The following is a 14,921-nucleotide window of genomic DNA, read 5'->3' as shown; positions in this document are numbered from 1 at the left end:
ATGTTCGCGTGAGCACATGCCGAACAGGCCGAATAATCGGGGCATTCCGCGCGATGCGGATCGGTACGGCGCCCTGATGCCGGCCGGTCGGCGCTCTTTCCGCTCCCTCGCCGCTCAGCCGGCGACATGGGCCCGGGGAAAGGCGCAGGACCTTCACATCGCAGTCGCAGAACAATTACTGAGGGGGAGCAGCAGGTGAGCATCACGGCCTCCGCGGCGGCCACCGGGGCGGGCGGCTCCGGTACCGGGGTGCCCTCCGGGGCCGGCACGGGGCTCGGCTTCTGCCGGGTCACCATCGTCGCGCCCGACAGCCGGATCGACGTGGCACTGCCCGACGACATCCCGGTCGCCGACATCTACCCGGAGATCCTCAGGCTGTCCCAGCAGGGGCCCGCCGAGGGGGCTCCGGTCGGCTACCACTTGGTGCGCCGGGACGGCACCGTACTCGACAGCTCGCGCTCGTTCGCCGCGCAGCGCATCCTCGACGGCGAACTGCTCACCCTGCGGCCCTTCTCCGAGTCCCTGCCCCCGGCCGTCTTCGACGACGTGTCCGATGCGGTCGCCTCCGCGGTGACGCGCGAGCACACCCTGTGGAGCGGCGACCTGACGCGGGCCGCGGGACTCGTCGGCGGAGGCGTCCTGCCGGCCCTGATCGCCTTCGTCGCCTGGACCGCCGACCCGCGGCACGACATGCACGGCCTGCCGGGCATCCTCGCGGCCGTGACCGGCCTGCTGCTGGTGGTCCTGGCCTGTGTGCGGGCCAGGGTCTACGACGACCGGAGCTCGGCGATAGCCCTCGGCCTCGGCGCCCTGCCCAATGTCGGGGTGGCCGGTTCAGGACTCCTCGCGCTCTCCGGCGGTCAGGGCATCGGCAAGCTGCAGTTCCTCCTCGCCTGTGTCGCGGTGCTGCTGGCCTCGGTCGTTCTCACGGTGTGCTCGCCGGGCGGGGACGGGCCCTTCGTCGCGTTCGTCTTCGCGTCCGCCGTCAGCCTGATCGCGGTGTTCACCGCGATCCTCGTGCACTGGACGCCGTCCGAGATCGCCGCGCTCTGTGCCCCGGTCGCCGTCGGGGCACTGGCCTTCCTGCCGGGCCTGTCGATGCGCTTCGCCCGCCTGCCGATCGGCTTCGACCCGCCCAGCACCACCGCGCGCTCCGTGTACGGCGCCGAGTCCGCGGCCCCGGAGCCGGTCGACGCCGAGCGGATCTCGGCCCAGGCCCGCCGCGGCCACGAACTGCTGGTCGGCCTGGTCGGCGGCTGCGCGCTCACCGCGGTCGGGGCCTCGGCGGTCCTCGGTTTCTCCGACGGCGTCTGGGCCCAGCTGCTCGCACTGGCGACCGGCCTGGCGCTGCTGATGCGCGCCCAGCTCTTCCGCTACACCGCCCAGGTCGGCCCCGTGCTCGCGGCGGGTCTGGCCTCGCTCGTCCTGCTCGGTCTCGGGCTGGCGCTCAACCCGCCCCGTTCGTTCGTCTACGGGGCCCTGCACGGAAACCGCGGCGACCTCGACATCCGGACCATCTGGCTGGTCGCGGCGATCGCCGCGACGGCCGCACTCGTCACCGCGATCGGCCTCATCGTGCCGCGCAGCGGACTCAGCCCCTTCTGGGGCCGCTTCATGGAGATCGCCGAGGGCTTCGTCCTGCTGACCCTGGTGCCGCTGGCCCTGGCCGTCTTCGACGTGTACACGACCGTCCGGTCGCTGACCAGCTGAGCGCTCCGGCCGGCAGCCAACCCGCACACCTGTGCCATCGGGCACAGCCGTGCACGAAAGGACCTCTCCGCGTGAGCTTCGGCCCGCCCCCCTCCATGTACACCCAGTCCAGTCTCGCCGCAGACCAGGCCCGCAGACGCCGCCGCAGGAGACTCGTCGGCGGTGCCGTGGCCGTGATCCTCGTCGCCGCACTGTGCGTGGCCGGCCGGCTCCTGTCGTCCGCGGGGGGCGACAGCGGGCCTGCCAAAGGCACGGAAGCGGCCGCTCCGGGGCCGGACAGCATCAGGGAAACCGTCGAGAAACGGCCTGCGAGCGCGGCGGGGCGGATGGCGTTCCGGTTCTCCGTCGACGACCTCGGCCCCGGCGAGTCGTACGACATGCCCGGCATGTGGGCGACGGGCAAACTCCTCGTCAAAGGCATCAACAGCTCTCTCGCCGCCTTCGGTATCGGCAAGGACGCCAAGCCCGGTGAAGAGGCCTGGAAGGTCAAGTTCCCCGGCCTGATCTGCGGGACGACCCGCCACGTCACGGTCGACGACCGCACGGCCGTCCTGTTCAGGTCGGGTACCGATCGTCATGCGGTGTGCGACCACGTCGCCTTCGTCGATCTGGACACCGGCAAGAAGCTCTGGGAGGCGCAGTACAAGACCACGAGCACGGGGGCGGACGGCGACCCGATGGGCGTGACCCTCACGCGTTCCACGGTGACCGTCTCCTGGGGGAAGGGTTCCGGGGCGTGGGACATGGACAGCGGAAAGAAGCTCTGGGAGTCCAAACGGACCGGTGACTGCTCCGACGGGGGCAACGCCGGCGGAGACGGCCTGCTGATCCGGGTCGACTGCTGGACCAAGGGCACGGAGTCGTGGTCCTACCGCGTGCAGAAGGTGGAGCCCCGCACGGGCAAGGTGCTGTGGACGTACAACGTCGCCGACGGCGTCAAGGACGTCGGCCTGCTGTCAGCCGAACCGCCCGTCCTCGCCACGGCGGCCGGGGACATCGGGTTCACGGACCTGATTTCTCTCGACCACAACGGCAAGTACCGCGCCACGATCCGGCTCGAGGGCGGCCACTACCTGGCGAAGTGCGCGGATCTCGGGACGTACAACGGGATCGACGACTGCCCGGGAGCCGTGGTCGGTGACGGTCAGGTCTTCCTGGTGAGCCGGGAGGATCCGGATGCGGGGATCGAGGACAACTCGAACTGGATCATCGGATTCGACCTCGCGACCGGGAACACGACGAAGAAGTTCGAGTCGGGCCGCAGTCAGCTGCTGTATCCCCTGCGGATGAGCGGCGACCGGCTCCTCGCCTTCCGCTCCAGCGCCGATGGCATCCGGCCGTACGCACTCGTCAGCCTGGACCCCGGGACCGGCAGGGAGACTCCGTACTTCTACTTCGGCCTGCCCTCCGACGCGCAGCTGCTGACGGACGCGAACCTCGCGGATGTGGTGGTGCAGAACGGGCGGCTCTTCTTCGGGATGAAGAAGGCCAGCGGCCCCGGCGGAAAAGGGAAGCACTGGATCTGGCTCGTGCTCGGCGTGGAGGCCGTCAGGCCGGGCACATGAGCCGGGCCCGGGGCACCTGTGGAGAAGCGGGAACAGGTGCCCCGGGCGCGAAGCCGCCGTCGCTGCGCCGGGGCGGTCACGACGTGGCGTCGGGCTCCAGCCCCGCGTCGCCCGGCGCGACCTCCAGATCGAACTCCCCGTCCCGCGCCCCCAGCACGAACGCCCGCCACTCCGCCTCGGTGTAGCGCAGCACCGTGCCGGGGTCGAGGGAGGAGCGCATGGCCACGGCGCCCTCGGGCAGATAGGCGATCTCGACGCGTTCCTCGTGCTGCTCCGTGCCCGGTGCGCAGTGCCACTCCACGCCGGAGATGTCGAGGGCGTACAGTTCGTCGCGCTCCCGCTCCTTGCGCGCCTTGATCTCCGCTTCCGTCTCCGCCATGGTGCAGCGACCCCTTCCCGACGTACGTACCCGGTGACAGCGCTCACCCTAGTGGCCTTCGGCGGTCCGGCCGGGGCGGTCGAGGGTCCGGGGAAAGCCCCCCGCCACCACCTGGTACTCTGTGTGACGGCCGTTTGTGTACGCACCCCCGGCGCCCCCGCAGGAGACCTGCGGGCCCCGGAGGCCGCGCCCAGCGGAACCCGCCTTCCGAGTAACGGAAGCTCCCCCGAGAAGCAGACCGGGGGCACTCGGTGGCACCACAGACCATGAGGAGTACGCGTGTCGCTCGACGCCGCCACGAAGAAGCAGATCATTTCCGAGTTCGGTACCAAGGAGGGTGACACCGGCTCCCCCGAGGTCCAGGTCGCTCTGCTGTCCCGTCGGATCTCCGACCTGACCGAGCACCTCAAGACCCACAAGCACGACCACCACTCCCGCCGTGGTCTGCTGATCCTGGTCGGTCAGCGCCGTCGCCTGCTGCAGTACCTCGCCAAGAAGGACATCCAGCGCTTCCGTGCGCTGGTCGACCGCCTCGGCATCCGCCGCGGTGCGGCGGGCGCCAAGTAAGACGCCGTGAAGGGAGCGGTTCCCGGGAGACAGGGGGCCGCTCCCTTTGCCGTATGTGCGTGCGCAGGTGCGCGCGTACATACGAAAAACCCGCCCTACCTGCGGAAAGCTCCGCTGGACGTGCGGAAACGTGCGGAGTGTCACTGCCCCTTTGTAGTGTGGTAGCACAACGCAGTACGTATGACACAGCGTGATACGGCCTACCCGTAGCGGGTATGGCGTCATCGCGCACCACGAACGAGGAGAAGCGCACCTCGCCGCCGCCGGTCCTCGGTAGTGGCCCCCGGGGAAAACGACCCGGGTGCTTCGATCGAAGACCGGCCCGCACCAGACGGCGCGCTTCTCCGCCACCGTCCCCCCGCCACACGGGCGAGGAGGGACGAGGACGAGGAGAAAACGCTAGTGGAGAACGAGACCCACTACGCCGAAGCCGTGATCGACAACGGTTCCTTCGGCACCCGCACCATCCGTTTCGAGACGGGCCGCCTGGCCAAGCAGGCCGCCGGCTCCGCCGTGGCGTACCTGGACGACGACACCATGGTGCTGTCGGCCACCACCGCCTCCAAGAACCCCAAGGACCAGCTCGACTTCTTCCCGCTCACGGTGGACGTCGAGGAGCGGATGTACGCCGCCGGCAAGATCCCCGGCAGCTTCTTCCGCCGTGAGGGCCGGCCCTCCGAGGACGCCATCCTCACCTGCCGCCTCATCGACCGTCCGCTGCGCCCGTCCTTCAAGAAGGGCCTGCGCAACGAGATCCAGGTCGTCTGCACGGTCATGGCGCTCAACCCCGACCACCTGTACGACGTCGTGGCGATCAACGCCGCCTCCGCGTCCACGCAGCTGGCCGGTCTGCCCTTCTCCGGCCCGATCGGCGGCGTCCGCGTCGCGCTGATCAACGGCCAGTGGGTCGGGTTCCCGACGCACACCGAGCTCGAGGACGCCGTCTTCGACATGGTGGTCGCGGGCCGGGCCCTGGAGGACGGCGACGTCGCGATCATGATGGTCGAGGCCGAAGCCACCGACAAGACCATCCAGCTGGTCAAGGGTGGTGCCGAGGCGCCGACCGAGGAGGTCGTCGCCGCCGGTCTGGAGGCCGCCAAGCCCTTCATCAAGGTGCTGTGCAAGGCCCAGTCGGACCTCGCCGCCAAGGCCGCCAAGCCGACCGGCGAGTTCCCGATCTTCCTGGACTACCAGGACGACGTCCTGGAGGCGCTGACCGCCGCCGTCCGCCCCGAGCTCGCCCAGGCGCTCACCATCGCCGGCAAGCAGGAGCGCGAGACGGAACTGGACCGCGTCAAGGGCCTGGCCGCCGAGAAGCTGCTGCCCGAGTTCGAGGGCCGCGAGAAGGAGATCTCCGCCGCGTACCGCGCGCTGACCAAGACCCTGGTCCGTGAGCGCGTCATCAAGGAGAAGAAGCGCATCGACGGCCGCGGTGTCACCGACATCCGGACCCTCGCCGCCGAGGTCGAGGCCATTCCGCGGGTCCACGGCTCCGCGCTCTTCGAGCGTGGCGAGACCCAGATCCTCGGTGTCACGACCCTCAACATGCTGCGCATGGAGCAGCAGCTGGACACCCTCTCCCCGGTGACCCGCAAGCGCTACATGCACAACTACAACTTCCCGCCGTACTCCACCGGTGAGACCGGCCGCGTCGGCTCCCCCAAGCGCCGCGAGATCGGCCACGGCGCGCTGGCCGAGCGCGCCCTGATGCCGGTGCTGCCCGCGCGCGAGGACTTCCCGTACGCGATCCGTCAGGTGTCCGAGGCCCTCGGCTCCAACGGCTCGACGTCCATGGGTTCGGTCTGCGCCTCCACCATGTCGCTGCTGAACGCCGGTGTGCCGCTGAAGGCCCCGGTCGCCGGTATCGCCATGGGCCTGATCTCCCAGGAGATCGACGGCGAGACGCACTACGTCACCCTCACCGACATCCTCGGTGCGGAGGACGCCTTCGGCGACATGGACTTCAAGGTCGCCGGCACCAAGGAGTTCGTGACCGCCCTCCAGCTCGACACCAAGCTGGACGGCATCCCGGCCTCCGTCCTGGCCGCCGCCCTGAAGCAGGCCCGTGACGCCCGCCTCCACATCCTCGACGTGATGATGGAAGCGATCGACACGCCGGACGAGATGTCCCCGAACGCGCCGCGGATCATCACCGTGAAGATCCCGGTCGACAAGATCGGTGAGGTCATCGGCCCCAAGGGCAAGATGATCAACCAGATCCAGGAGGACACGGGCGCCGACATCACCATCGAGGACGACGGCACCATCTACATCGGTGCCGCCGACGGCCCGTCCGCCGAGGCCGCCCGCGCCACGATCAACGGCATCGCCAACCCGACGATGCCCGAGGTCGGCGAGCGCTACCTCGGTACGGTCGTGAAGACGACCACCTTCGGTGCGTTCGTCTCCCTGCTGCCGGGCAAGGACGGCCTGCTGCACATCTCGCAGATCCGCAAGCTGGCCGGCGGCAAGCGCGTGGAGAACGTCGAGGACGTGCTCGGCGTGGGCCAGAAGGTCCAGGTCGAGATCGCCGAGATCGACTCCCGCGGCAAGCTCTCCCTCGTCCCCGTGATCGAGGGCGAGGAAGACTCGGGCGGCAACGACAAGAAGGACGACGCCGACCAGTGACGTCCCGTGGCTCGAAGGCGACGGCCCGCACCTCCTCGGAGGCGCGGGCCGTCGCCCGTACCCAAACCCTGATCAAGGGCGAGAACGGCATCGGCACGGTGCGCAAGACCACCCTCCCGGGCGGCCTGCGCATCGTCACCGAGACCCTGCCCTCCGTGCGCTCGGCGACCTTCGGCATCTGGGCGCACGTCGGCTCCCGCGACGAGACGCCCTCGCTCAACGGCGCCACGCACTACCTGGAGCACCTGCTCTTCAAGGGCACGTCCCGCCGGTCCGCCCTGGACATCTCCGCCGCCATCGACGCCGTCGGCGGCGAGATGAACGCGTTCACGGCCAAGGAGTACACGTGCTACTACGCGCGTGTGCTCGACACCGACCTGCCGCTCGCCATCGACGTCGTCTGCGACATGCTCACCGGCTCGCTCATCCTGGAGGAGGACGTCAGCGTCGAACGCGGCGCGATCCTCGAGGAGATCGCGATGACCGAGGACGACCCGGGCGACTGCGTGCACGACCTGTTCGCGCACACCATGTTCGGTGACAACGCCCTGGGCCGCCCGGTCCTGGGCACCGTCGACACGGTCAACGCCCTCACCGCGGAGCGCATCCGCCGCTTCTACAAGAAGCACTACGACCCGACCCACCTGGTCGTCGCCTGCGCCGGCAACATCGACCACGCCAAGGTCGTACGCCAGGTCCGTGCCGCCTTCGAGAAGGCCGGGGCCTTCAAGAGCGCCGAGGCCGCACCCATCGCCCCGCGCGACGGCCGCCGCAGCCTGCGCACCGCGGGCCGACTCGAGCTGCAGAACCGCAGGACGGAGCAGGCCCACGTCGTCCTCGGCATGCCGGGCCTGGCCCGCACGGACGACCGCCGCTGGGCCCTGGGCGTGCTGAACACCGCCCTCGGCGGCGGCATGTCCTCCCGCCTCTTCCAGGAGGTCAGGGAGAAGCGCGGTCTGGCCTACAGCGTGTACTCCTACACCTCCGGGTTCGCCGACTGCGGCCTCTTCGGCGTGTACGCCGGCTGCCGCCCGAGCCAGGTGCACGACGTACTGAAGATCTGCCGCGACGAACTCGACCACGTGGCCGAGCACGGCCTGACCGACGACGAGATCGGTCGCGCCATCGGCCAGCTGCAGGGCTCCACGGTCCTCGGCCTGGAGGACACAGGTGCGCTGATGAACCGCATCGGCAAGAGTGAGCTGTGCTGGGGCGAGCAGATCTCCGTCGACGACATGCTGGCCCGGATGGCGGCGGTGACCCCGGACGAGGTCCGCTCGGTCGCCCGGGAGATCCTGGGACAGCGCCCGTCGCTGTCGGTCATCGGCCCGCTCAAGGACAAGCAGGCCGCACGCCTGCACGAAGCGGTCGCCTGAGCCCTCGAGCCCGACAAACCTCTGGTCCGACAACCTTCGGTCGTAAGGAAGCAAGAGATGAGCAAGCTGCGCGTGGCGGTCCTCGGTGCCAAGGGCCGGATCGGGTCCGAGGCGGTACGAGCGGTCGAGGCCGCCGAGGACATGGAGCTGGTCGCCGCCCTCGGCCGGGGCGACAAGCTGGAGACCCTCGCCGAGAACGGCGCCCAGGTGGCGGTCGAACTCACCACCCCGGCCTCGGTCATGGGCAACCTCGACTTCTGCGTACGGCACGGCATCCACGCCGTGGTCGGCACCACGGGCTGGACCGACGAGCGCCTCGCGCAGCTGAAGGGCTGGCTCGCCCAGTCCCCGGAGACCGGCGTGCTCATCGCCCCCAACTTCTCCATCGGGGCGGTGCTGACCATGAAGTTCGCGCAGATCGCCGCGCCGTACTTCGAGTCGGTGGAGGTCATCGAGCTGCATCACCCCAACAAGGTCGACGCCCCCTCCGGCACCGCCACGCGCACCGCCCAGCTCATTGCCGAGGCCCGGGCCAGGGCCGGCTCCGCCCCGGCGCCGGACGCCACCGTCACCGCCCTGGACGGCGCCCGGGGCGCGGACGTGGACGGTGTGCCGGTCCACGCCGTGCGCCTGCGCGGCCTGCTCGCCCACCAGGAGGTCCTGCTGGGCGGCGAGGGCGAGACGCTCACCATCCGCCACGACTCCCTCCACCACAGCAGCTTCATGCCGGGCATCCTGCTCGGTGCGCGCCGCGTGGTCACCACTCCGGGCCTGACCTTCGGCCTGGAGCACTTCCTCGACCTCGACTGAGCGAAACAGAAGCCCGAGCCCCTCATGCGCGCGAAGATCACCTACCTCGTCACGGCCGCCGTCCTGGTCTTCTACTTCGTCCTGGTCGGCAGCCGCGGCGTGATGCTCATCCAGTCCGGCACGCCCGTGACCGTCGCCTTCGGGATCGCCGTACTGATCCTGCCGGTGATCGGCCTGTGGTTCCTGTGGAAGAACACCCAGTTCGTCCGCGACGCCAACCGGCTCGCCACCGAACTCGACGCCGAAGGCGGCCTGCCCGTCGACGAGCTGAAGCGCACGCCCAGCGGGCGCATCGACCGGGACTCGGCCGACGAGGTCTTCGCCAGGCGCAAGGCCGAGACGGAGGCGGCTCCCGACGACTGGCGCAGCTGGTTCCGCCTGGCCGTCGCCTACCACGACGCCCGCGACACCCCGCGCGCCCGCAAGGCGATGCAGCGAGCGATTGCCCTCCACGACGCCAAGCCGGTCGGAACGGCCTGACGCCAGGGGCGGCCGTGCGTGGCGGCACGCGGACCGGTGCGCGCCGGACGACACCTGGTGCCGCCGTGCCGGCGACACCCGGAGCTGGTCCACCGGGGGGCCCGGAGCCGCCCGTACCGCGGTCCCCGCGCATGTCCCACCCGGGACCTCGGGTACCCCGGCGCCCCGGGCGCCCCGCCCGACCCGGTGGCGCCCACCGCCGCCCACGATGGTGCCCGTACATGCCGGTGGGTCCGGTCCGCGTGCTCTGCGGACCGGACCCACCGGCTTCGTGGTCGGCCGGTGTCAGCGGCTCGGGTATTCCTCGGCCCAGGCCTCCACCGAGTCCGCCGCCCGGTCGAAGGCCTCGAGGCGGCCCAGGAAGTCGGCGTTGTGCGTGGTCAGCAGCGGCGGTACGTCCTGCGGAGCACGGCTCCTGTGGACGAGGAGCAGCGCCTGCCCCTGCACCGTGCGCGGCAGCCCGAGCCAGCGCACCGGCTGCTGCACCGTCCGTACGCTGACCACCTGCCCCCAGGGCGTCGTACGGCTGACGAGGAAGCTCACCTGGCGCAGCCCGCGGGCGCTGACCCACACGCCCATGCGCAGCAGCCGCAGCGCGCCGGCGATGACGGCCAGCGCGACACCGAGACAGAACGCGGCGGAGGACAGCTCACCCGTGAGGGCGATCACGACCGCCGCGAACAGCACGAACGAGGCGAGCAGCAACAGGAGGGCGGCCGCGCCCACCCGCCACGGCCCGGGTCGGTAGGGGCGCCGCCAGCGCTCACGGTCGTCGAACGGCAGCGCGATGTCGTCCGCGGTGTCGAAGGCACGGTCGGCCGTCAGGAAGGGCAGGGGCACGGCTGGTCCTCACTCAATCCATGCGTGGGCTGTGCCCGGTGAGGCTATCCGCCCGTGCCTTCGCTCACCACCCGTGGGAGGCCAAGGGGGGTATCTCCTCTGCCGCCCGGGCGGCAGAGAGGCGACGGCCGGCTCAGTGCCCGTGTGAGGCCTGCTGCGTCTGCGTGGGGGAGTGGCTGATCGACAGCGCGGGCATCCCCAGGATCAGGGAACCCACGAGGGCGGCCACGATGGTCAGGCCCAGCAGGCAGCGCCCGGCTATCCTGCCGATCGACGCCCGCCCGCGGGGCGGTGGAGTGACATTGCTGCGGAACCTGTCGGCTTCGGCGACGAAGGCGAACGGGACGGGCTCGCGCCGGGACATCGGGGGTACGGCTCCCTTCAGGGGTCGATCCGGAGGCTTTCACCAATACAGACGAGCGAGTGTCCCGAAAGGTGCCCGCTTCCCCCGAATTCACAGAACTTCACCGAAGATGTCGCGTCCCGGCACCGAACGCCCCGATGTCAGAGGCGGGCCGTAGAGTGGGCGCCGCCGAAGAGACGTGATGGAAGGGATCCTCCGCGCCGTGACCGACACCCCCGCCGACGACCTGAAACCCAGCTTCCGCAGCGACGTCACCGTCGAGCTGGTCAAGCACACCGCGTCGGACGCCGACGTGCTGTTCGCAGCCCGTGTCTCGACCATCGGCGAGCAGTCCCTTGAGGAGCTGGACAAGGACCCGGAGCGCTCCACGGGCCTGATCAACTACCTGATGCGCGACCGGCACGGCAGCCCCTTCGAGCACAACTCGATGACGTTCTTCATCAGCGCCCCGATCTTCGTCTTCCGCGAGTTCATGCGGCACCGGGTCGGCTGGTCGTACAACGAGGAGAGCGGTCGCTACCGCGAGCTCCAGCCGGTCTTCTACGTCCCCGACGCCTCCCGCAAGCTCGTCCAGGAGGGCCGCCCCGGCAAGTACCGGTTCGTCGAGGGCACCCAGGCCCAGCAGGAGCTGGTCGGCCGCGTCATGGAGGACTCCTACCGGCAGGCCTACGTGGCGTACCAGGAGATGCTCGCCGCCGGCGTCGCCCGCGAGGTCGCCCGCGCGGTCCTCCCGGTCGGCCTGTACTCCTCGATGTACGCGACCTGCAACGCCCGCTCGCTGATGCACTTCCTCGGCCTGCGCACCCAGCACGAGCTGGCCAGGGTGCCCTCCTACCCGCAGCGGGAGATCGAGATGGTGGGCGAGAAGATGGAGGCGGAGTGGGCCCGGCTCATGCCGCTGACGTACGCCGCCTTCAACGCCAACGGCCGGGTCGCCCCGTAGCCCGGACCTCGGCCCACTCCCCGCATCCGCAGGTACAGATGTATGCATCAGCCTTGTGAGGTGTCCGTATTGCGGCATTTGGAGAAGTTCATCTAGCCTGATCAAACGGACCCGGCACTGCTTGAACCCCCGAGCAGGCAGTGCCGGGTTCCACTTTTGTCACGACTCGTCGCCTGCCCCGAGGGCAGACCCCGCCCTGAGCAACGAGTAGCGTGTTACCCATGGCTCCGACCTCGACTCCGCAGACCCCCTTCGGGCGGGTCCTCACCGCCATGGTCACGCCCTTCACGGCGGACGGCGCACTCGACCTCGACGGCGCGCAGCGGCTCGCCGCCCACCTGGTGGACGCAGGCAACGACGGCCTGGTGATCAACGGCACCACCGGCGAGTCCCCCACCACCAGTGATGCGGAGAAAACGGACCTCGTACGGGCGGTCCTGGAGGCGGTCGGCGACCGGGCCCACATCGTGGCCGGCGTCGGAACCAACGACACCCACCACAGCATCGAGCTCGCCCGCGCCGCCGAGAAGACCGGCGCACACGGCCTGCTCACCGTCACGCCGTACTACAACAAGCCTCCGCAGGAGGGCCTGTACCGGCACTTCAAGGCCATCGCCGACGCCACCGGGCTGCCGGTCATGCTCTACGACATCCCCGGCCGCAGTGGCGTCCCGATCAACACCGAGACACTCGTCCGCCTCGCCGAGCATCCGCGGATCGTGGCCAACAAGGACGCCAAGGGTGACCTCGGCCGCGCCAGCTGGGCCATCGCTCACTCGGGCCTCGCCTGGTACTCCGGCGACGACATGCTGAACCTGCCCCTGCTCTCCGTGGGCGCGGTCGGCTTCGTCTCGGTCGTCGGCCACGTCGTCACCCCTGACCTGCGCGCCCTCGTCGAGGCGTTCACCGCCGGCGACGTCCAGAAGGCCACGGAGATCCACCAGAAGCTGCTCCCGGTCTACACCGGCATGTTCCGCACCCAGGGCGTCATGACCGCCAAGGCCGCGCTCGCCCTGCAGGGCCTGCCCGGCGGACCGCTGCGGTCACCGATGATCGAGCTCACGTCCGAAGAGACCGAACAGCTCAAGATCGATCTTGCCGCCGGCGGGGTACAGCTCTGACAACGAGACTTCGCGAGATCCCTCGCACCGCCCACCTCCTCCCGGCGCCCCGCCGGGACACCGGGCGAGACAACTGAATAAGCGGGCCACCGGTGCCTGCGCCCCACAACGACAATTGCTTCTGCACGAACGTCACGCGCGCCACGTGCCCACCGGTACGTGGCGCGCGTGGTGAGGAGAGTCTTTTGAGTCATCCGCATCCTGAACTCGGCGCACCCCCGCCCCTCCCCGAAGGCGGCCTGCGGGTCACCCCGCTCGGCGGTCTGGGCGAGATCGGCCGGAACATGACGGTCTTCGAATACGGAGGCCGCCTGCTGATCGTCGACTGTGGAGTGCTCTTCCCCGAGGAGGAGCAACCGGGAATCGACCTGATCCTGCCGGACTTCTCGTCCATCCGGGACCGCCTCGACGACATCGAGGGCATCGTCCTGACCCACGGCCACGAGGACCACATCGGCGGCGTCCCCTACCTCCTGAGGGAGAAGCCGGACATCCCCCTGATCGGCTCCAAGCTGACCCTGGCCCTCATCGAGGCCAAGCTCCAGGAACACCGCATCCGCCCGTACACCCTCGAGGTGGCGGAAGGCCATCGGGAGCGCATCGGCCCCTTCGACTGCGAGTTCGTCGCGGTCAACCACTCCATCCCGGACGCCCTCGCGGTCGCCATCCGCACTCCTGCGGGCATGGCCGTCCACACCGGCGACTTCAAGATGGACCAGCTACCGCTGGACAACCGCCTCACCGACCTGCACGCGTTCGCACGGCTGAGCGAGGAAGGCATCGACCTCCTCCTCTCCGACTCCACGAACGCCGAGGTCCCCGGCTTCACCGCGCACGAGCGGGACATCTCCAGCGTGCTGCGCCAGGTCTTCGCCGGCGCCAACAAGCGGATCATCGTGGCGAGCTTCGCCAGCCATGTCCACCGCATCCAGCAGATCCTGGACGCGGCGCACGAGTACGGCCGCCGGGTCGCCTTCGTCGGGCGCTCCATGGTCCGCAACATGGGCATCGCGAGGGACCTCGGCTATCTGAAGGTCCCGCCGGGCCTGGTGGTGGACGTCAAGACGCTCGACGACCTGCCGGACCACGAGATCGTCCTGGTCTGCACGGGCTCCCAGGGCGAACCGATGGCCGCGCTGTCCCGCATGGCCAACCGCGACCACCAGATCCGCATCGTCGACGGCGACACGGTGATCCTGGCGTCGTCGCTCATCCCCGGCAACGAGAACGCGGTCTACCGGGTCATCAACGGCCTGACCCGCTGGGGCGCCAACGTCGTCCACAAGGGCAACGCCAAGGTGCACGTCTCGGGCCACGCCTCGGCCGGCGAGCTGCTGTACTTCTACAACATCTGCCGTCCGAAGAACCTGATGCCGGTCCACGGCGAATGGCGCCATCTGCGCGCCAACGCCGAACTGGGTGCCCTGACGGGCGTCCCGCACGACCGGATCGTCATCGCCGAGGACGGCGTGACGGTCGACCTCGTCGAAGGCAAGGCCAAGATCTCCGGCAAGGTCCAGGCCGGGTACGTCTACGTCGACGGACTGTCGGTCGGCGATGTCGGCGAGCCGGCCCTGAAGGACCGGAAGATCCTCGGCGACGAGGGCATCATCTCGGTCTTCGTGGTGGTCGACTCCACCACGGGCAAGATCACCGGCGGTCCGCACATCCAGGCCAGGGGCTCCGGCATCGAGGACTCCGCCTTCGGGGGTGTCCTCCCGAAGATCTCGGAGGCGCTGGAGCGGTCGGCCCAGGAAGGCGTCGCGGAATCCCACCAGTTGCAGCAGCTCATCCGCCGCACGCTGGGCAAATGGGTCTCGGACAACTACCGGCGCCGGCCGATGATCCTCCCGGTCGTCGTGGAGGTCTGACGTTCGAACTGGCAGCGGGGCGCCTCGATTTGCATCGGGGCGCCCCGCTCCAGTACGTTTACGGCTCCGCCAGGACGGGAACCCGGAGGCTTCATGCACTCCCGCGGTCCTCCCGGAGGGGGCGGGAAATCCGACTCAGAATCTCTGATAAAGTCGGAGCCGCCGGAAAGGGAAACGCGAAAGCGGAAACCTGGAAAGCGCCGAGGAAATCGGATCGGAAAAGATCTGATAGAGTCGGAAACACCGAAGGGAAGCGCCCGGAGGAAA

The 14,921-nt window shown here is 69.7% G+C and carries 13 protein-coding genes; 10 read left to right on the top strand and 3 right to left on the bottom strand.

The annotated features are described in order from the left end of the window. The first annotated feature begins 195 nt into the window (after window positions 1-195). The gene (gene eccD, locus ACH4UM_RS39260) at window positions 196-1,710 is read left to right on the top strand and encodes a type VII secretion integral membrane protein EccD (protein WP_398190694.1); all 1,515 of its coding nucleotides are present in this window, start codon (window positions 196-198) and stop codon (window positions 1,708-1,710) included. A 71-nt stretch (window positions 1,711-1,781) separates the two neighbouring features. Further along, the gene (locus ACH4UM_RS39255) at window positions 1,782-3,275 is read left to right on the top strand and encodes a hypothetical protein (protein ID WP_398190691.1); all 1,494 of its coding nucleotides are present in this window, start codon (window positions 1,782-1,784) and stop codon (window positions 3,273-3,275) included. 76 nt (window positions 3,276-3,351) lie between these two features. Here the strand turns inward: ACH4UM_RS39255 and ACH4UM_RS39250 are convergent, their stop codons facing one another. Next, the gene (locus ACH4UM_RS39250) at window positions 3,352-3,654 is read right to left on the bottom strand and encodes a DUF397 domain-containing protein (RefSeq protein ID WP_398190688.1); all 303 of its coding nucleotides are present in this window, start codon (window positions 3,652-3,654) and stop codon (window positions 3,352-3,354) included. A 279-nt stretch (window positions 3,655-3,933) separates the two neighbouring features. Between ACH4UM_RS39250 and rpsO the strand changes: the two genes are divergently transcribed. The 5 genes from rpsO (at window position 3,934) to ACH4UM_RS39225 (ending at window position 9,515) form a co-directional block, all read left to right on the top strand. Beyond that, window positions 3,934-4,221, top strand: coding sequence for a 30S ribosomal protein S15 (gene rpsO / locus ACH4UM_RS39245; protein ID WP_004982702.1), 288 nt, complete (start codon window positions 3,934-3,936; stop codon window positions 4,219-4,221). Window positions 4,222-4,623: 402 nt separating this feature from the next. After that, entirely contained in the window at window positions 4,624-6,849 is a 2,226-nt protein-coding gene (locus ACH4UM_RS39240; protein ID WP_398190686.1) for a polyribonucleotide nucleotidyltransferase, read from the top strand. After that, window positions 6,846-8,225: a M16 family metallopeptidase gene (locus ACH4UM_RS39235; RefSeq protein WP_398190683.1), complete on the top strand. Its 1,380-nt coding sequence runs from the start codon at window positions 6,846-6,848 to the stop codon at window positions 8,223-8,225. The genes ACH4UM_RS39240 and ACH4UM_RS39235 overlap by 4 nt, the downstream gene beginning before the upstream one ends. A 57-nt stretch (window positions 8,226-8,282) precedes the next feature. Next, on the top strand, window positions 8,283-9,035 hold the full coding sequence (gene dapB / locus ACH4UM_RS39230; protein WP_398190680.1) for a 4-hydroxy-tetrahydrodipicolinate reductase: 753 nt from the start codon (window positions 8,283-8,285) through the stop codon (window positions 9,033-9,035). A gap of 24 nt (window positions 9,036-9,059) precedes the next feature. Next, window positions 9,060-9,515 carry a hypothetical protein gene (locus ACH4UM_RS39225; protein ID WP_398190677.1) on the top strand — a complete coding sequence of 152 codons (456 nt, stop codon included), beginning with the start codon at window positions 9,060-9,062 and terminating at the stop codon, window positions 9,513-9,515. A gap of 285 nt (window positions 9,516-9,800) precedes the next feature. On the opposite strand, the gene ACH4UM_RS39220 is transcribed toward ACH4UM_RS39225, so the two are convergent. Further along, complete coding sequence (locus ACH4UM_RS39220) at window positions 9,801-10,355, bottom strand: hypothetical protein (protein ID WP_398190675.1); 555 nt, start codon at window positions 10,353-10,355, stop codon at window positions 9,801-9,803. Window positions 10,356-10,488: 133 nt separating this feature from the next. Next, a complete protein-coding gene (locus tag ACH4UM_RS39215; RefSeq protein ID WP_398190672.1) occupies window positions 10,489-10,719 on the bottom strand; it encodes a hypothetical protein in 231 nt (76 codons plus the stop codon). Between the two features lie 202 nt (window positions 10,720-10,921). Here ACH4UM_RS39215 and thyX point away from each other — a divergent pair, with 202 nt between their 5' ends. From thyX to ACH4UM_RS39200, 3 genes are all read left to right on the top strand, one after another. After that, window positions 10,922-11,662: an FAD-dependent thymidylate synthase gene (thyX, locus tag ACH4UM_RS39210; protein WP_398190669.1), complete on the top strand. Its 741-nt coding sequence runs from the start codon at window positions 10,922-10,924 to the stop codon at window positions 11,660-11,662. 221 nt (window positions 11,663-11,883) lie between these two features. Beyond that, the gene (gene dapA, locus ACH4UM_RS39205) at window positions 11,884-12,783 is read left to right on the top strand and encodes a 4-hydroxy-tetrahydrodipicolinate synthase (RefSeq protein WP_398190666.1); all 900 of its coding nucleotides are present in this window, start codon (window positions 11,884-11,886) and stop codon (window positions 12,781-12,783) included. Window positions 12,784-12,968: 185 nt separating this feature from the next. After that, window positions 12,969-14,654, top strand: a complete 1,686-nt coding sequence (locus ACH4UM_RS39200; protein ID WP_398190663.1) for a ribonuclease J — start codon at window positions 12,969-12,971, stop codon at window positions 14,652-14,654. Window positions 14,655-14,921 lie beyond the last annotated feature (267 nt).

It is taken from the genome of Streptomyces sp. NPDC020801, assembly GCF_044334385.1.
Taxonomy (GTDB): Bacteria; Actinomycetota; Actinomycetes; order Streptomycetales; family Streptomycetaceae; genus Streptomyces.
Note: the sequence above shows the minus strand (reverse complement) of the source record. Positions and strands in the feature narration are given on the sequence as shown.

Excerpts from the sequence above, each read along its gene's own strand:
- ACH4UM_RS39250 (WP_398190688.1), bottom strand. The coding sequence starts at position 3,654 with ATGGCGGAGACGGAAGCGGAGATCAAGGCGCGCAAGGAGCGGGAGCGC.
- dapB (WP_398190680.1), top strand. The coding sequence starts at position 8,283 with ATGAGCAAGCTGCGCGTGGCGGTCCTCGGTGCCAAGGGCCGGATCGGG.
- ACH4UM_RS39225 (WP_398190677.1), top strand. The coding sequence starts at position 9,060 with ATGCGCGCGAAGATCACCTACCTCGTCACGGCCGCCGTCCTGGTCTTC.
- ACH4UM_RS39215 (WP_398190672.1), bottom strand. The coding sequence starts at position 10,719 with ATGTCCCGGCGCGAGCCCGTCCCGTTCGCCTTCGTCGCCGAAGCCGAC.
- dapA (WP_398190666.1), top strand. The coding sequence starts at position 11,884 with ATGGCTCCGACCTCGACTCCGCAGACCCCCTTCGGGCGGGTCCTCACC.